14 protein-coding genes are annotated in these 15,856 nt (G+C 72.1%); 7 read left to right on the top strand and 7 right to left on the bottom strand.

Translation table 11 applies throughout. The features are described 5' to 3' along the window. Positions 1 to 4 precede the first annotated feature (4 nt). On the top strand, positions 5 to 736 hold the full coding sequence (locus tag ABD333_RS04785) for a GAF and ANTAR domain-containing protein (RefSeq protein WP_344538001.1): 732 nt from the start codon (positions 5 to 7) through the stop codon (positions 734 to 736). Positions 737 to 739: 3 nt separating this feature from the next. On the opposite strand, the gene pdxR is transcribed toward ABD333_RS04785, so the two are convergent. Then, positions 740 to 2,188: a MocR-like pyridoxine biosynthesis transcription factor PdxR gene (gene pdxR, locus ABD333_RS04780; RefSeq protein WP_344537999.1), complete on the bottom strand. Its 1,449-nt coding sequence runs from the start codon at positions 2,186 to 2,188 to the stop codon at positions 740 to 742. A 29-nt stretch (positions 2,189 to 2,217) separates the two neighbouring features. Between pdxR and ABD333_RS04775 the strand changes: the two genes are divergently transcribed. After that, positions 2,218 to 2,829 carry a LysE family translocator gene (locus tag ABD333_RS04775; protein ID WP_344537997.1) on the top strand — a complete coding sequence of 204 codons (612 nt, stop codon included), beginning with the start codon at positions 2,218 to 2,220 and terminating at the stop codon, positions 2,827 to 2,829. A gap of 7 nt (positions 2,830 to 2,836) precedes the next feature. Further along, a complete protein-coding gene (locus ABD333_RS04770) occupies positions 2,837 to 3,529 on the top strand; it encodes a B3/B4 domain-containing protein (protein ID WP_344537995.1) in 693 nt (230 codons plus the stop codon). Positions 3,530 to 3,543: 14 nt separating this feature from the next. On the opposite strand, the gene ABD333_RS04765 is transcribed toward ABD333_RS04770, so the two are convergent. Together ABD333_RS04765 and ABD333_RS04760 are read right to left on the bottom strand one after the other, a co-directional pair. After that, entirely contained in the window at positions 3,544 to 5,403 is a 1,860-nt protein-coding gene (locus tag ABD333_RS04765) for a hydantoinase B/oxoprolinase family protein (protein WP_344537993.1), read from the bottom strand. Beyond that, positions 5,400 to 7,448 carry a hydantoinase/oxoprolinase family protein gene (locus ABD333_RS04760; protein WP_344537991.1) on the bottom strand — a complete coding sequence of 683 codons (2,049 nt, stop codon included), beginning with the start codon at positions 7,446 to 7,448 and terminating at the stop codon, positions 5,400 to 5,402. Before ABD333_RS04760 ends, ABD333_RS04765 begins: the two co-directional genes overlap by 4 nt. A gap of 140 nt (positions 7,449 to 7,588) precedes the next feature. Here ABD333_RS04760 and ABD333_RS04755 point away from each other — a divergent pair, with 140 nt between their 5' ends. The 3 genes from ABD333_RS04755 (at position 7,589) to ABD333_RS04745 (ending at position 9,967) form a co-directional block, all read left to right on the top strand. Continuing rightward, on the top strand, positions 7,589 to 7,963 hold the full coding sequence (locus ABD333_RS04755) for an FKBP-type peptidyl-prolyl cis-trans isomerase (RefSeq protein WP_344537989.1): 375 nt from the start codon (positions 7,589 to 7,591) through the stop codon (positions 7,961 to 7,963). A 94-nt stretch (positions 7,964 to 8,057) separates the two neighbouring features. Then, positions 8,058 to 9,149, top strand: coding sequence for an ATP-binding cassette domain-containing protein (locus ABD333_RS04750; protein WP_344537987.1), 1,092 nt, complete (start codon positions 8,058 to 8,060; stop codon positions 9,147 to 9,149). Further along, the gene (locus ABD333_RS04745) at positions 9,146 to 9,967 is read left to right on the top strand and encodes an ABC transporter permease (protein WP_344537985.1); all 822 of its coding nucleotides are present in this window, start codon (positions 9,146 to 9,148) and stop codon (positions 9,965 to 9,967) included. The genes ABD333_RS04750 and ABD333_RS04745 overlap by 4 nt, the downstream gene beginning before the upstream one ends. A gap of 3 nt (positions 9,968 to 9,970) precedes the next feature. On the opposite strand, the gene ABD333_RS04740 is transcribed toward ABD333_RS04745, so the two are convergent. Continuing rightward, complete coding sequence (locus ABD333_RS04740) at positions 9,971 to 10,603, bottom strand: SRPBCC family protein (RefSeq protein ID WP_344537983.1); 633 nt, start codon at positions 10,601 to 10,603, stop codon at positions 9,971 to 9,973. 204 nt (positions 10,604 to 10,807) lie between these two features. Between ABD333_RS04740 and ABD333_RS04735 the strand changes: the two genes are divergently transcribed. Continuing rightward, positions 10,808 to 11,623, top strand: a complete 816-nt coding sequence (locus ABD333_RS04735) for a polysaccharide deacetylase family protein (RefSeq protein ID WP_344537981.1) — start codon at positions 10,808 to 10,810, stop codon at positions 11,621 to 11,623. A gap of 449 nt (positions 11,624 to 12,072) precedes the next feature. On the opposite strand, the gene cutA is transcribed toward ABD333_RS04735, so the two are convergent. The 3 genes from cutA to ABD333_RS04720 are packed head-to-tail and all read right to left on the bottom strand — an operon-like array spanning position 12,073 to position 15,850. Next, complete coding sequence (gene cutA, locus ABD333_RS04730; protein ID WP_344537979.1) at positions 12,073 to 14,490, bottom strand: aerobic carbon-monoxide dehydrogenase large subunit; 2,418 nt, start codon at positions 14,488 to 14,490, stop codon at positions 12,073 to 12,075. Beyond that, positions 14,490 to 14,969, bottom strand: a complete 480-nt coding sequence (locus ABD333_RS04725) for a (2Fe-2S)-binding protein (protein ID WP_344537977.1) — start codon at positions 14,967 to 14,969, stop codon at positions 14,490 to 14,492. Before ABD333_RS04725 ends, cutA begins: the two co-directional genes overlap by 1 nt. Further along, positions 14,966 to 15,850 (bottom strand): FAD binding domain-containing protein, encoded by an 885-nt coding sequence (locus ABD333_RS04720; RefSeq protein ID WP_344537975.1) that lies wholly within the window; start codon positions 15,848 to 15,850, stop codon positions 14,966 to 14,968. Before ABD333_RS04720 ends, ABD333_RS04725 begins: the two co-directional genes overlap by 4 nt. Between the last annotated feature and the right edge of the window lie 6 nt (positions 15,851 to 15,856).

Raw genomic sequence — 15,856 nt, 5'->3', positions numbered from 1 at the left:
CACAATGCATCTCGATCCGGAGGCCCTGGATGCCAGCCTCCGCATGTTGTCCCACCCGCCGCGAGAGGCGGATCTGCAACGTGCGCTGGCCAAGGTAGTCACGGCGGTCCACCGGTTGTTCGACTGCGACGGGGCCGGACTCATGTTCACCGATGGGAACGGGGCGCTGCGCTACGTGACGGCCACCGACGAGACCGGCCGGCGGCTGGAGGTCGTCCAGGCCGAGCTCGGCGAGGGACCCTGCGTGGACGCCTACGTGCACGGCCGGGTGACCGCCTGCTCGGATCTGCTCAGCGACCAGCGCTGGCCCGCCCTGGCCGCCACGCTCGCCCGTGAGCCCGAGGGGGTGCGCGGCGTGGCGGGCGCGCCCGTGCGGCTCACCGGCACCCCGGTCGGCTGCCTGAACCTGCATTCGCACCGGCCCCGGGACTGGGACGAGGCCGACCTGCACGGCCTGCCCGCGTACGCCGACCTGATCGAGGAGACGATCTCGGCCGCCCTCGCCGCCGAGCACACCAGCACGCTGGCGCGGCAGCTGGAGTACGCGCTGCGCAACCGCGTGATGATCGAACGCGCGATCGGCTTCCTGATGGCCGACCGCGGGCTCGACTCCGCCGAGGCGTTCGACCAGCTCCGCAACCGCGCCCGCAACAGCCGCCGCCGCACCATCCACGTGGCCGCCGAACTCCTCGGCGAGGAACTGCCGAGCGAGCCGGAACGCCCTCCGGTCAACTGAGGCTCAGGCGAGCAGCCTGCCCAGGACGGCCACGCCATCCCTGATGTCCGCGGGGCTGGCGGCGGCGTACCCGAGGACGAGACCCCGGCGGCCCGGCCGCTGGGTGTGCCACGAGAGGGGCTGGACCTTGACGCCGTGGTCGAGCGCGGCGGCGGCGAGGTCCAGCTCCGGCACGGCACCGTCGAACGTGACCATCAGGTGCAGGCCCGCGGCGGCGCCGTGCACCGTCGTGTGCGGCAGCCGCGTCCGGATGGCCTCGATCATCGTGTCGCGGCGGAGCCGGTGGCGGCGGCGGAGCGAACGCAGATGGCGTTCCAGCTCCCCCGACTCCATCAGCCGCGCCAGCACCAGCTGCGGCAGCACGGCGTTGCCGAGGTCGGCATACCGCTTGGCCGCCACGAGCGCGTCCAGGTATCGGCGCGGCACGAGCACCCACCCGATCCGCAACGCCGGGGCCAGGAGCTTGGACACGCTGCCCGCGTAACAGACGTCCTCGGGGAGCATCGACTTCAGCGCGGGCACGGGCGTCCGGTCGTACCTGTGCTCCGCGTCGTAGTCGTCCTCGATGATCAGACCGCCCCAGCGCATCAGCTCACGGCGGCGTCCGCCGCTGAGGACCACGCCGGTCGGGAACTGGTGCGCCGGTGTCAGCAGCGCGGCGGGAGCCCCCGTCGCCCGCAGCGCGTCGACCCGCACGCCGTGGGAGTCGACCGCCGCCGGCGGCGTCCGCATGCCGGAGTCCCGCAGGTGCTGCCGTACACCGAGCGAGCCCGGTTCCTCCACCGCCACGGCGCCGATGCCGTCGTCGCGCAGCACACCGGCCAGCAGGCCGAGGGCCTGGGCGGTCCCGGCGACGACGACGACCTCACCGGCCTCCGCCCGTATCCCGCGGTTGCGCGCCAGCCAGTTCGCGACGGCCCGCCGCAACGCGGGCGCCCCGCGCGGGTCCCCGTAACCGAGGTCGGCGGCGGCGAGCCCGGCGAGCGCCGAACGTTCGGCGCGCAGCCAGGCGGCACGGGGGAACGCGGCCAGATCGGGCACGCCGGGCGACAGATCGATCCGCGCCGGCGCGGCACGCAACGCGTCGAACACGTCCGCGCCCGGCTTGCCGCTGAAGACGCTCGGGCGCGGCGTGCCGCCGGGCGGTGGCGCGGGTGTCACGGGGGCCGCGACGACGATCGTGCCCGCCCGGCCGCGTCCGACGACCTGACCGACCTCGGCCAGGCGCTGGTAGGCCTCGGTGACGACGCCGCGCGACACCCTCAGTTCCGCCGCCAGGACGCGGGTCGAGGGCAAGCGGGCGCCGACCGGCAGCCGCCCGTCGGCGATCGCGGCCCGGAGCTGCGCGGCCAGCCAGTCCGACAGCCCGCCCGCCGGGGCGTCCGCCACGTTCAGCTGCAGGAAGTCCGAGCCTATGGACCGGTCGGAAGCATCGCCATTGGACCTGTTCACAGAGCCATAGTGCCACCAGGCTGGCACGGGTGAGCATCGCGTTCCTGCTGACCACGCTCATCGTGGTCGCCACGCCGGGTACCGGCGTCATCTACACCCTCGCGGCGGGCCTGTCCCACGGCCGCCGGGCCAGCGTCGTGGCGGCGTTCGGCTGCACGCTCGGCATCGTCCCGCACATGCTGGCGACGATCACCGGTGTCGCCGCCGTCCTGCACACGAGCGCCGTCGCGTTCCAGACCCTGAAGTACCTGGGCGTGGCCTACCTGCTCTATATGGCCTGGGCGACGCTCCGCGACAAGGACGCGCTCGTCGTCGAGGGCGAGCGGGAGCCGCGGCCGGCCGTCCGGACGATCCTCTCCGGGGTACTGATCAACATTCTGAACCCGAAGCTGACCATGTTCTTCTTCGCGTTCCTGCCGCAGTTCGTGAGCTTCGACGAGCCGGACTCCCTCACCTCGATGCTGGAGCTGAGCGCCGTCTTCATGCTGCTCACGTTCGTCGTGTTCGCCGCGTACGGCATCCTGGCCGCCTCGGTGCGGTCGCACGTGACCTCCAGGCCGCGCGTCATGACCTGGCTGCGCCGGATCTTCGCCGGTTCGTTCGTCTCCCTCGGCGCCAAGCTCGCCTTCGCCGCCCGCTAAGGAATCCATGTACTTCCAGCATTCACCGCGCCTCTGGTCGGAGCACCCGGGGCTCGTCGCGGGCGTCCTGTCCGCCACGGGCATCGACGCCTCTCCCTCTCCCGACCTCTCGTCCCATCTCGCCAGGGCGAAGGACCGGCTCGGCTCCTCTCCCGAGAGCGAGTTTCCCGAGATCCAGGCCTGGCGCCGCACGTTCGCCTCGATGGGCCTCAAGCCGACGCAGTACCGCTGCGCCTCGGAGGCCCTGCTGCGCCGCTTCCGGAAGGAGGGCGCGCTCCCCCGGCTCCACCCGCTGGTCGACCTCTGCAACGCGATCTCACTGGCGTTGGCGGTCCCGGTCGCCGTGCTCGACCTGTCCAAGATCACAGGTGATCTGGAGGTGCGCCATGCCACGGGCGACGAGGAGTACGTGACGTTCGGGGGCGACGTCGAGCACCCGGCGCCGGATGAGGTGGTCTTCGCGGACGAGGCGGGCCGTGCCCATGCCCGCCGCTGGACCAACCGCCAGAGCGGCCTGTCAGCCGTGCGCGGGTCCACGACCGACGTGCTGATCGTCGCCGAGGCGCTGCACGACACCGCCGCGACGGACGTCCCCCGGCTCGTCGAAGCGGTGGCCGCCGGACTCGCCGAGCACTGGCACGTCTCACCCGGGACGGCGATCCTCAGCCGCGCTCGTCCCCGCTTTGCCGTTCACTCCTGACGGCTCAACGGGACTCAGTCGACGTCGGCGTGGGAGCTTCCGCCGGAGAGGCGGGGGTAACCGGGCCCCCGGTCGAAGAAGGGGGCCGGTCCCCTGGCGGCGCGCAGGCGGTCCCTGAGCTCGGAGGTGGCGGCGGCGTCGACCTCGGCGGTGGCGGCGTCGTCGACCTCGGCGGTGGCGGCGTCGTCGACCTCGACACCGGTGAGGACGACGCCGTAGTCGTCGCGCGCCCCGGCGAGCGTGACCTTGCCGTCGCGGACGTCGGCGGCGACGGCGGCCGGGTCGCGGTCGAACGGGTCACCCCAGCCGCCGCCTCCGGTCGTGCGGATGCGGATGACCTGGCCCGCGCGGACCGGATGGCCGTCGACGAGGCCCTCCATCGCGGCGCCGTCGATGTCCACGCGGAACGGGCTGCCGGCGCGGCCTCCGTTGACACCCCAGCACGACAGGATCGAACGGTCCGCGATCGACATGTAGTGCGCGTCGCGGAGCATGCGGATGTGCTTGTCATAGCCGAGCCCGCCGCGGTGGAGGCCGGGCCCGCCGGAGTCGGCGGCCAAGCCGAGGCGTTCGACCAGGAACGGCCAGCGCGCCTCGGCGAACTCGGCCGGGATGTTGCGGGAGTCGGGCACGACGTGGATGGTGTCCTCCCCGTCGGCGTGGTAGCGGCCGCCTGAGCCGCCGCCGAGGACCTCGCGCATGAGGTACGGGCCGCGGTCGTCGTCGCCGTAGACGCCGGTGTAGCGGATCGTCTCCTGGTCGGCGGGCATGCGGCCGCCCGTGGCCTTCGCCAGGACGCCGGACAGCACGCCGAGGAGGCGCAGGATGACGAACGTCCGGGCGTTGGTCGGAGCCGGGAACACCGGCGTGAGCAGGGTGCCCTTCTCGGGGAACCGCATCTCGATGAGGGGGACGACGCCCTCGTTGACGTCCAGCTCGGCGGCGCGTTCGGGGGTGTCGGCCAGGTTGCGCAGGATCGGCGCGAGCCATTTCTTGAGGAAGACGCCGTCGGCGTAGTCGCCGGCGTGGTTGATCGGCCCCTTGGCCTGCGGTGACGTTCCGGAGAAGTCGATGACCAGCGGCACGCGGGCGGAGTTGTCGACGGTCAGCGTGATGCGCTGGGCGTGCAGGCGGGGCGGGTCGACGCCGTCGTGCTCGGCGTAGTCCTCCCAGACGTACGTGCCGTCGGGGATCTTGGCGAGCAGCTCCCGGCGGAACGTCTCGGTGGTCTTGTCGATGAGGGCGTCGAAGCACGCCTCGACGGCGGCACGGCCGTAGCGGTCGAAGAGCTCGCCGAGGCGGCGGGCGCCCATCAGGCAGGCCGAGCACTCGGCGTCCAGGTCCCCGGCGAGCGAGTCGGGCATGCGGGAGTTGCGGGTCATGATGCGCAGGGCCGCCTCGTTGGGGACGCCCTGGTCCCAGAGCTTGATCGGGGGGACCATCAGGCCCTCCTCGAAGGCGCTCGTCGCGTGGCTGGGCATCGACCCCGGCACCGCGCCGCCGATGTCGTCGTGGTGGCCGAACGCCTGGACGAACGCCACCACCTCGCCGCCGTGGAAGACCGGCACCGTCACGCAGAGGTCGGGCAGGTGGCCGATGCCGCCCTCGGAGAGGTAGACGTCGTTGTGGAAGTAGACGTCGCCCGGCCGCATCGTGGCGAGCGGGAAGTCGCGCGCGACCGGCTGCACGAGGGCCGAGTACGAGCGGCCCGTCAGCTTGCGCAGGCGGCGGTCGTGGATGCCCGCGCGGAAGTCGTGCGCGTCGCGGATCATGGGTGAACGGGCCGTCCGGGCGATCGCGGTCTCGACCTCGCGTTCCACGGAGGCGAGCGTGCCCTCGACGATCTCCAGCAGGATCGGGTCGACGTCGCTCATCGCGTCACCACCAGATTTCCGTGGCCGTCCACGCGGGCCTGGAAGCCCGGGTGCAGCGGCAGTGTCGAGCCGAACTCCTCGATGACGGCCGGCCCCGCGACGACCGTTCCGGGTGCGAGCCGTTCGCGCTGGTAGATGGGCGCCTCCGTCCACTCGTCGTAGAAGACCCGCCGCACGCCCGCCGGTTCGCTGTCCCCTCCGGGCGGGCGTTCGCGCAGGACGGGACGCGTGATCGGGCCGATCCCGGAGACCCGCAGGTTGACCCACTCGACGGGATGTCGTCCGGGGTCGTCGCGGTAGCAGTAGCCATAGAGGTTCTCGTGCGCGTCATGGAAGCGCCGCACGACCTCGGCCCGGAACGCGTCGTCGCACGGCCCGTCCGGCGCCGGGACACGCACTTCGAACGCCTGCCCGTGGTAACGCAGGTCGGCCGAACGCGCGAAACGATGGTCCGAAGGCGGGAAGCCCTCACGTTCCAGAGCCACCGCGGCCTCGCGTTGGAGCTCGGACCAGACGGCACCGAGGGCGTCCAGGTCGAGTTCGGCGTCCCGTTCCACGCGCGTCCGGACGTAGTCGTTCTTGACGTCCACCGTGAGCAGCCCGAACGCCGACAGGTTGCCGGGGTTCACCGGGATGACGGCGGCGGGCAGGCCGAGGAGGTCGAGCAGCCGGCAGGCCAGCAGGGGTCCCGACCCGCCGAACGCCACGAGCGGGTAGTCGCGCACGTCCAGGCCGCGCTTGACGGTGATCTGCCGGATGGCGTTGGCCTGGTTCCAGGCGGAGATCTCCAGGATGCCGGTGGCGGCGCGTTCGGCGGTCATGCCCAGCTTGGCGGCGAGGGCCTCCACCCCGTCGCGGGCGGCGTCCACGTCGAGCGGGATCTCACCGCCGAGCAGGTGGGGCGGGATGCGGCCGAGGACGGCATGGGCGTCGGTCACCGTGACCTCGGTGCCGCCCTGGCCGTAGCAGCGGGGCCCGGGGTCGGCGCCCGCGCTGCGCGGCCCGACCTTCATGGTGCCCTCGGGCGAGAGCCAGGCGACCGAGCCGCCGCCCGCGCCGACCGTCACGATGTCGATCATCGGGATCTTGACGGGGTGGCGGCCGATCGTGCCCTCCGTGGTCAGCGTGGGCTCGCAGTCCAGGACCACCGCGACGTCGGTGGAGGTGCCGCCGCCGTCCAGCGTGATCACCGAGCCGCGCCCGGCCGCGCGGGTGACGAACGCGGCGCCCAGCGCACCGGCGGCCGGGCCCGACAACACGGTCGTGATGGGCTGGCGGACCACCTCCTCCGCCGACAGCACGCCGCCGTTGCTCTTCATCACCCGCAGCCGCCCGCCCGCGATCCGCCGCAGGTAGCGCGCCATGGTGGGTTTCACGGCGGCGTCCACGAGCGTCGTCACCGACCGTTCGTACTCGCGGTATTCGCGCAGCACCTCGCACGACAACGACACGACCGCCTCCGGGTGTTCGCGCAGCAGCACCTCGCGCATGCGCAGCTCGTGCGCCGGGTCGGCGTACGAGTGCAGGAAGCACACGCCGATCGCCCGGATGCCGTGCTCGCGGAACCACCGGGCCGCGGCGACCGCCGACGCCTCGTCGAACGGGCGGATCTCGGTCCCGGTGTGGTCCATCCGGCCGCCCACCGTCCGCACCCGGTGGACGGGCACGATGCGCGGCGGCTTCACCCAGAAGTAGCTGTTGCCGTAACCGTCGGGGACGCTCTGCCGGGCGATCTCCAGGACGAACTCGAAGCCCTCGGTGGTGACGAAGCCCAGGTCCTCCAGGCGGTCTTCGAGGAGCTGGTTGGTGGCGACCGTGGTGCCGTGCGCCAGTGCCGTGACGTCCGTACGGGACGCGCCGAGCAGCTCCAGCGCCTTGCGGACGCCCGCCTCGAAGCCCTCCGCCGGGTCGGCGGGGGTGGAGCGGGTCTTGGTGGTGACGATCTCACCGGTGTCCTCGTCGAGCGCCACGACGTCGGTGAACGTCCCGCCCGTGTCGATGCCGATCCTGAGCCGCCTGCCGCCGATCCCCGCCCGCCGCGTCATGGTCTCCGGTCTACCGGGGCGGCACCGCCCGCGACACCGTCGCTTCCTGCCCAACGGGACGGCGGTTCTTTGGCGACTCGGGCTGCGGCTACGCTGAACGGCATCCGAAAAGACCCGCCGACCCATGATGGAGCCTGGCAATGGCGCTTGAACGGCCCGAGATCGACTTCCCCGAGGGCACCCCGCCCGACTACCTCGACATCACCGACCTCACCGTCGGCGACGGCGCGGAGGCGACCACCGGCTCGACCGTGTCCGTGCACTACGTCGGGGTCTCGTTCTCGACGGGCGAGGAGTTCGACGCCTCCTGGAACCGCGGCAGCACCTTCGAGTTCCCGCTCGGCGGCGGCCGCGTGATCAAGGGCTGGGACATGGGGGTCAAGGGCATGAAGGTCGGCGGGCGGCGCAAGCTGGTCATCCCGCCGCACCTGGCCTACGGCGACCGCAGCCCGAGCCCGCGCATCAAGCCGGGCGAGACGCTGATCTTCGTGGTCGACCTGGTCGGCGTGAACTAGCACGTTCCAACGACGGGCAAGCGGAGGGTGAAATTCTCCTCAGCTTGCCCGTCGCCGCCGTTTCCGGGCCGAACGCCGTCGGTATCAGCCGATCATGATCCAGGCGCGGGGGCTGACGAAGAGGTACGGGCAGAAGGTGGCGGTCGACCACGCCGACTTCACCGTGCGGCCGGGCCGGGTGACCGGCTTCCTCGGGCCCAACGGCGCCGGCAAGTCGACCACCATGCGCATGATCCTCGACCTCGACCGGCCCACCGACGGCGACGTCACCGTCAACGGCCGGCGCTACCGCGAGCTTGGCGCTCCGCTGTGCGAGGTCGGCGCGCTGCTGGACGCGAAGGCCGTTCACGGCGGCCGGAGCGCCTACAACCACCTGCTCTGCCTGGCCAAGAGCAACGGCATCCCCCGCCGCCGCGTGGACGAGGTCCTCGGCCTGGTCGGCCTGGAGAACGTGGCGCGCAAACCGTTCCGGGGCTTCTCGCTCGGCATGGGCCAGCGGCTCGGCATCGCCGGGGCGCTGCTCGGCGACCCGGGCGTCCTCATGTTCGACGAGCCGGTCAACGGCCTCGACCCCGAGGGCATCCTGTGGATCCGCACGCTGATGAGGCGGCTGGCCGCCGAGGGCCGCACGGTCTTCGTCTCCAGCCACCTGATGTCGGAGATGGCGCTGACCGCCGACCATCTGGTGGTGATCGGCCGCGGCCGGATCCTCGCCGAGACGAGCATGCGGGAGTTCATCGACACCAACGCCTCCAGCCACGTCAAGGTCCGGTCGCCCCAGCTGGGCGACCTCGGCGCGGTGATGTCCCGGCGGGGCTGGCGGGTGGAGATGGACGGCGACCAGTCGCTGCGCGTGTACGGGGTGCGCACGGCCGAGGTCGGGGACGCCGCGGCCGACGCCGGACTGCGGCTGCACGAACTGACCGCGGTCCAGCCGTCCCTTGAGGAGGCGTTCATGCGGCTGACCGGCGACACCGTCGAGTACCACGCGGGCATGCCGGGCACCGGGGTACCCGCCGCCACTGCCGCCGTGCCCGTCGCCACCTCGGACGGCTCGTGGGCCGTCACCCCGCCCGGCGCGCCGCCGGGCGCACCGCCGGGCGCACCGCCGGGCGCACCGCCATCACCGCCGCCGGCCCCGCCGCCCCCCGAGGTACGGGACGAACGGCATGGAGAGCCGTCATGACCGGCGCGAGCGCCACCGCCCCGGCATCGGCCGGCCCCCGGCGCGCGACGTTCGGCAACGTCGTCGCCGCCGAGTGGACCAAGATCCTCACGGTCCGGTCGACGTTCTGGACGCTGCTGGCCGCGATCATCGTGACGATCGGGCTGAGCGCCCTGCTGGCCTGGGCGTTCACCTCCGCGTACGGGCAGATGAGCGCGGCCGACAAGGCGCAGTTCGACCCGGCGGCCTTCGGCCTGGCCGGGATCAACTTCGGCATGGTCGCGTTCGGCGTGCTCGGCGTGCTGGTGGTCACCGGCGAGTACGCCACGGGAATGATCCGCACGTCGCTGACCGCGATGCCGCGGCGCGTGGAGTTCCTGGCCGCCAAGGCGCTGGTGCTGGGCGTGCTCACGCTGGTCGTGGGCCAGCTCGTGTCGTTCGCCTCGTTCCTGCTCAGCCAGCTGATCTTCAAGTCGGAGAACATCAACGCCTCGCTCGGCGACGCGGGCATGCTCCGCGCGGTGGTGGGCGGCGGGCTCTACCTCGCCGTCATCGCGCTCATGGCGCTCGGGATCGGCGCGCTCCTCCGGCACACCGCGGGCTCGGTCACCACGATCCTGGGCGTGCTCTTCGTCCTCCCGATCATCGGCCAGTTCCTGCCGGGCGACTGGGGCCGGACGGTGGCGAAGTTCCTGCCGTCCAGCGCCGGCGGAGCCGTCATGTCGGCCAGGCCCGCCGACGACGTGCTGTCGCCCTGGACGGGCTTCGGGGTGTTCGTGCTCTACACGGCGATCGTGCTGGCCGCCGCGTTCCTCCTCTTCCAGAAGCGCGACGCCTGAGCCTCAGCGGCGGGAACGGCGCGCCAGCGCATGCCCGAGCGCCACACCCGCCAGCGCCACGGCACCGCCCACCCCGAACGCGATGACGATGGGCGCCACCGAACGTTCCCCCTCGAAGAACGCCGCACCCGGATAAAGCTCGCCCGGCCGGGCCTTGAGCTCCGGCGCCGCACCGCCGGGGGCCGCCGCGACCGGAGCGTTCAGCGTCTTCTCGACGGCCGCGAAGAACTCCCCCGCCGTCCTCCTGGCCACACCCGCCAGCATCCGCTGGCCGACCCCGCCGACCATCCCGCCGACCACGGCGTCCGCGTCGTACTCGATCAGCGTCGAGACGCCGCCCGCGTCCGCGCCGAGCCGTACCCGCACGGTGGCGTCGACCGTGCCGGGCGCGCCCTGCCCCTTGGCGCGCAGCACGAACGAACGCGGCGGATCGGGGTCGGTCAGCGCCACCTCGCCGGTGTAGGTGCCCTTGATGGACGCCACCCCCGCCTGGACGGTCATCCGGTAGCGGTCGTCGCCGAGCGCCTCCAGCGACTCGCAGCCCGGGATCGTCAGGGCCAGCACGGACGGGTCCTGCAGCGCGTCCCAGACGCGCGGGAGCGGAGCGGCGACGGTGGCACTGCCGGTGACCTTCATGTGCCGACCCTACGAAAACGGCCCACTCCGGCGAAGGGCAACTTGTGCCGAGTACACGCCCGGGGTTGGTCAGTTACGACCCGTCCAGACCGGACATGATCTGATAGGTCGCGCGAACCGCGGCGCGCGTTCGGGCGTCAATGATGGGTGCGTTCCGCGGAGTGCCGGTCACGAACAGGAGAAGAGCGGCTGATGTTGGGAAAGATGCCCGTGATCGCCACGCTGGTGGCGGGGGGACTCGGCATGGCCGCCGGAGCCTGGCCGGCGGTACGCGCTTCCGAGGCGGGCACCACCGGCCCGTCGATGAAGTCGCAGCTGGCGGCCGTGCTCGCAGACCAGCGGTGGGACACGCCCAAACCGGGTTCGTGGACGGTGCCGAAGGCCGCCGCGGACGGCCTCCCGCCGGTGCTCCGCAAGATCGAGACCCAGGAGAAGGTCGTCTTCCTCACGATCGACGACGGCTACGAGTACGACGCCGAGTTCGTGAACCTCGTCCGCAAGGAGAAGGTGCCCATCCTCACCTTCCTGACCTCCACCTACGTCAAGGGGCACGCCCAGTACTTCTGGGCCCTGCGCAACGCCGGCTCCCAGATGGAAAACCACACGGTCTCCCACCGCAACATGGCGACGCTCTCCCCGGACGGGCAGAAGAAAGAGATCTGCGACGCCTCCGACACCATCACCCGGCAGTACGGCCGCCGTCCGCAGATCTTCCGCCCGCCGTTCGGCAGCTTCAACCAGTCCACCGTCCAGGCCGCCAAGCAGTGCGGCATCAAGTCGATCATGCTCTGGTCCGCCGAGTTCTACAACGGCACCACGAGCCCGAACGGCAAGCACAACGAATTCCAGCGCGGCGACGGCGGCACGGGCTTCAAACCCGGCGACATCATCCTCATGCACTACCGCAAGGGCCTCGCGGAGCAGTTCAAGATGATCCTCGGCTGGATCAAGGCACAAGGCTTCCGCCCCGCCGCCGTCGAGAACTACCTCCCGACATCCCTCGGCGGAAACGCTGAGTAATTGCTTTCCCGGCCTCGGATCCTCGCCTAACGGCTCGGATCCCGAACCGAGAAAGGGCGAGCGCGACATCGCTTCGCGATCTTCGCGGGGAACTCGCCTGCGGCTCGCTCCCCGCTCAGGTAGCGCGCTCGCGTGCGGGGCAAGGCGGACGGTACGCTCCGCGCCCTTGGTTTACGACATACCGGGGTGATTTGCGGATGCGCGGCCCGCGCCGTGCCACCGGGACTAGTGTTCCAACGCTGACGGGGTTGAGGTCCCCCGCTCCCCGAGCAACCCCGTCAGCTCAATTTATTCTTTCCGGGCCTTGGCTTCCTCGCCTGGCGGCTGTGTTGATCTGCTTTCGCGGCCTTGGGTCTTCGCCTGGCGGCTCAGACCCAAACCGCGAAAGCGGCGAGCGCGACATCGCTTCGCGATCTTCGCGGGGAGCTCGCCTGCGGCTCGCTCCCCGCTCAGGTAGCGCGCTCGCGTGCGGGGTTGAGGTTGGAGACCTCGCGCTCCTCCTCCGGTTCGCGCATCAGGTGGAAGAGTTCGGAGGGGGACAGGGGCATGCGGTCTATCGGGACGGCGGTGGCGTCTTCGATGGCGGAGGCGATGACGGCGGTGACGGGGATCACTCCGGCCTCGCCCGCGCCCTTGATGCCGAGGGGGTTGAGCGGCGAGGGGGTCTCCAGGTGGTCGGTCTCGACGTGCGGGATCTCGGTGGCGTAGGGCATCAGGAAGTCCATGAACGAGGCGTTCAGCAGCTGGCCCGACTCGTCGTACACCATGCGCTCGTAGAGGGCCCCGCCGATGCCCTGCGCGACTCCCCCGTGGATCTGGCCCTCCACGATCTTCGGGTTGATGAGGCGGCCGCAGTCGTGGACGACGGCGTAGCGGAGGACGCGGATCTCGGCGGTGTCCGGATCGATCTCGACGACGGCGGCGTGCATGCCCGCGGCGAAGGTGGAGCGGACGGGCGAGTAGTAGTCCCTGCCCTCCAGGCCGGGCTCGTCACCGGGCGCGACCGGCGGGTCCTCGGGTGAGCCGCCCACGGCGAACTGGGTGGCGCGGGCCGCTTCTTCGTCGAAGGCGTAGCGCAGCGGGTTGGACAGGACCGCGACGGTGCGCAGGGAGATGGCCGATCCGGGGTCACCCTTCACGTGGACCAGGCCGTCGGTGATGTCGAGGTCGCGGGGGTCGGCCTCCAGTGCCTCGGCGGCGATGCGCAGCGCCTTCTCGCGGACCTTCCGGCTCGCGAGCGCGATCGCGTTGCCGCTCATCACCGCGGCGCGGGAGGCGAACGTGCCGACGGCGTAGCCGAAGCGGCGGGTGTCGCCGGTGGTGACGTGGACGTCTTCGATCGGGACGCCGAGCTCGGCGGCGGCGATCTGGGCGAAGACGGTCTGGTGGCCCTGGCCCTGCGAGGTGAGCCCGGTCGACACGTTCACCCGGCCGGTCGAGTCGATCTCGACGTGCCCGCCCTCGTACGGTCCGACGCCGGTGCCCTCGACGTAGCAGCCGAGCCCGATACCGATCCGGCGGCCCTTCGCGGCGGCGGCGGCGCGGACCTCGGCGAAGCCGTCCCAGTCGATGAGCTCCTTGATCTTGCTGAGCAGCTCGGGGTAGTCGCCCGAGTCGTAGATCAGCGGCCGCCCGTCCTGGAACGTCAGGCCCTGGTCGTACGGGAACTCGTCCGGCCCGATCAAGTTGGCGGCACGCACCTCGGTGCGGTCGAGGCCGAGGTGGGCGGCGATCCGGTCCATCGTGCGTTCCATGCAGAACACCCCCTGCGGGCGGCCCGCGCCGCGGTAGGGGGTGACGATGACGGTGTTGGTGTAGAGGCTGGTGACCTCCGCCCGGTAGGCGTCGATCTTGTACGGGCCGAGCAGCTGGGTGGAGGTGACGATCGGGATGATGACGCCGTACGGGGTGTAGGCGCCGTGGTCGTGCAGGATCCGCACGTCCAAGCCGAGGATGCGGCCCGCGCCGTCGAAGCCGGCCTTCACGAACTGCACCTGGCCGCGTTCGTGCGCGGCGGACACGAAGTGCTCGCGGCGGTCCTCGGCCCACTTGAGCTCGCGGCCGAGCAGCCGCGCCGCCCACGGGACGAGCACCTCCTCCGGCCACGGATGCATGATCTTGACGCCGAAGCCGCCGCCGACGTCGGGCGCGATCACCTCGACCTTGCCGGGCGGCAGGCCGAGCTTCGCCGCGATCGCGGCCCGCACGCTCGTGGACGCCTGGGTCGAGGAGTAGACGCGCAGCGACTCGTCGTCGGCGTCCCAGCGCGCGTAGACGCCGCGGCCCTCCAGCGGGGTCGAGGCGCTGCGCTCGATGTCGAGCCGGAATTCCAGTACGTGCGGGGCGTTCTCGATGGCGGCGGCCACGTCCCCGGTCTCCTGCCGGAGCACGGCGCCCACGTTGCCCGGGACGTCGTCGTGCACGAGATGGTCGGCGCGCGCCGCGTTCTCGATGCCGACCACGGGCGGCAGCGGTTCGTAGTCCACCCGGATGCGTTCGGCCGCGTCCTCGGCGAGATAGCGGTCGCGGGCGACGACCATCACGACCGGCTCCCCGACGTGCCGGACGACGTCGCGCGCGAGCGGGTACCCCGTGCGGCCGTGCGTCAGCGACGGGTGCGGGATCAGCAGCGGCAGCGGCTCCCCGACGCGGCCCGGCAGGTCCTCCCAGGTGTAGACGGCGACGAGCCCCTCCACGTCGAGGGCGCCCTCGACGTCGATGTCCAGGATGCGGGCGTGCGCGTGCGGCGACCGGACGAAGGCCGCCGCGAGGGCGTCCCGCCCCAGGTCGTCGAGGTAGCGGCCCTGTCCCGTCAGCAGCCTCGGGTCCTCCCGCCGGACGATCGGCTCACCGAAGAGCGTGCCCATCACGCCTCCCCGGCGAGCAGGCCGGCGGCCCGGTGCACCGACTTGAGGATGTTCTGGTAACCCGTGCAGCGGCACAGGTTGCCGGATATGCCCTCCACCACCTCGTCGTCGGTGGGGCGCGGATTGTCCCTCAGCAAGGCCGTCACCGTGCACAGGAAGCCCGGCGTGCAGAAGCCGCACTGCAGCCCGTGGCATTCCTGGAAGGCCCGCTGCACCGGCGACATCGTCCCGTCCTGCGCCGCGAGCCCTTCCACCGTCACGATGTCGTGCCCCGCCGCGGTGACGGCGAACATCAGGCACGACCGCACCGGCTCGCCGTCCATGAGCACGGTGCAGCACCCGCACACGCCGTGCTCGCAGCCGACGTGCGTGCCCGTCAATCCCAGGTCGTGCCGCAGGAAGTCCGACAGGAGGCGCCGGGCGGGCACCCGCGCCTCGCGGTGCACGCCGTTCACGGTCAACGCGACGTCGTGCGTCATCGGACCCCCTCAAGGGCGGCGGCGGTGGCGGCGTGCAACGCCCGCTCGGTCAGCACTCCGACCAGGTGACGCCGGTAGTCGGCGTCGGCGTGGATGTCGCTCTCGGGCTCGGTCCTGTCCCGGGCGAACGCGGCGGCCTCGGACCAGTCGAGGGTCCCCGGCGGGCGGCCCGCCTGCGCCGCCGCCGCCGGCTCGGCCAGGTCCAGGACGAGCGGCACGGCGTCCACCCCCAGGTAGCCGGCGCGGGCGCCGCTCACCCGCAGATCCTCGTCGAGCGTGACCAGCGCCGCCACCCCGGCCAGGGCGTAGTCGCCGTGCCTGCGGGCCGTCTCCAGGAACGCGGTGCCCGTACGGGGCGCGGCCGCCGGGAAGAACGCGGCGACCGCGAGCTCGTCGGGGTCGAGCGCCGACTCCAGCGGCCCCAGGAAGAAGTCCCCGGCCGCGATCGTCCGCGTGCCCCGCGCCGACGCCGCCTCGACCTGCCCGCCGAGCACCGACAGCACGGCGGGCAGTTCGGCGGCGGGATCGGCATGGGCGAGGCTCCCGACGACCGTGCCGCGGTTGCGGATGACGGGATGGGCGACGTGCCGGACGGCCTGGCGCAGCAGCGGCTGCACCCGCGCCGCGTCCGCCGCCCGTTCGACCGCGGTGTGCCGGGCGACCGCGCCGACGAGCACGCCCCGTTCGGACACCTCGATCGTGTCGAGGGCGGCGATCCGGTTGATGTCGACCAGATGCGGCGGCGCGGCGAGCCGCATGTTGAGCAGCGGGATCAGGCTCTGGCCCCCCGCGAGCACCTTCGCGCCGGCCGCCTCGGCCAGCGTGCCGAGTGCCTCGTCGAGGGTACGGGGGGCGTGGTACTCGAAGGGGGGTGGTTTCACCTGGCT

Source organism: Actinomadura fulvescens (assembly GCF_039533225.1).
Taxonomy (GTDB): Bacteria; Actinomycetota; Actinomycetes; order Streptosporangiales; family Streptosporangiaceae; genus Spirillospora; species Spirillospora fulvescens.
This window is presented reverse-complemented; position numbering and strand designations above follow the sequence as displayed.

What these genes read in the sequence shown, in the direction of transcription:
- ABD333_RS04755 (WP_344537989.1), top strand. Translation starts at nt 7,589, where the DNA reads ATGGCGCTTGAACGGCCCGAGATCGACTTCCCCGAGGGCACCCCGCCC.
- ABD333_RS04745 (WP_344537985.1), top strand. Translation starts at nt 9,146, where the DNA reads ATGACCGGCGCGAGCGCCACCGCCCCGGCATCGGCCGGCCCCCGGCGC.
- ABD333_RS04735 (WP_344537981.1), top strand. Translation starts at nt 10,808, where the DNA reads ATGCCCGTGATCGCCACGCTGGTGGCGGGGGGACTCGGCATGGCCGCC.
- cutA (WP_344537979.1), bottom strand. Translation starts at nt 14,490, where the DNA reads ATGGGCACGCTCTTCGGTGAGCCGATCGTCCGGCGGGAGGACCCGAGG.
- ABD333_RS04750 (WP_344537987.1), top strand. Translation starts at nt 8,058, where the DNA reads ATGATCCAGGCGCGGGGGCTGACGAAGAGGTACGGGCAGAAGGTGGCG.
- ABD333_RS04760 (WP_344537991.1), bottom strand. Translation starts at nt 7,448, where the DNA reads ATGACGCGGCGGGCGGGGATCGGCGGCAGGCGGCTCAGGATCGGCATC.
- ABD333_RS04740 (WP_344537983.1), bottom strand. Translation starts at nt 10,603, where the DNA reads ATGAAGGTCACCGGCAGTGCCACCGTCGCCGCTCCGCTCCCGCGCGTC.
- ABD333_RS04785 (WP_344538001.1), top strand. Translation starts at nt 5, where the DNA reads ATGCATCTCGATCCGGAGGCCCTGGATGCCAGCCTCCGCATGTTGTCC.
- ABD333_RS04770 (WP_344537995.1), top strand. Translation starts at nt 2,837, where the DNA reads ATGTACTTCCAGCATTCACCGCGCCTCTGGTCGGAGCACCCGGGGCTC.
- ABD333_RS04765 (WP_344537993.1), bottom strand. Translation starts at nt 5,403, where the DNA reads ATGAGCGACGTCGACCCGATCCTGCTGGAGATCGTCGAGGGCACGCTC.
- ABD333_RS04725 (WP_344537977.1), bottom strand. Translation starts at nt 14,969, where the DNA reads ATGACGCACGACGTCGCGTTGACCGTGAACGGCGTGCACCGCGAGGCG.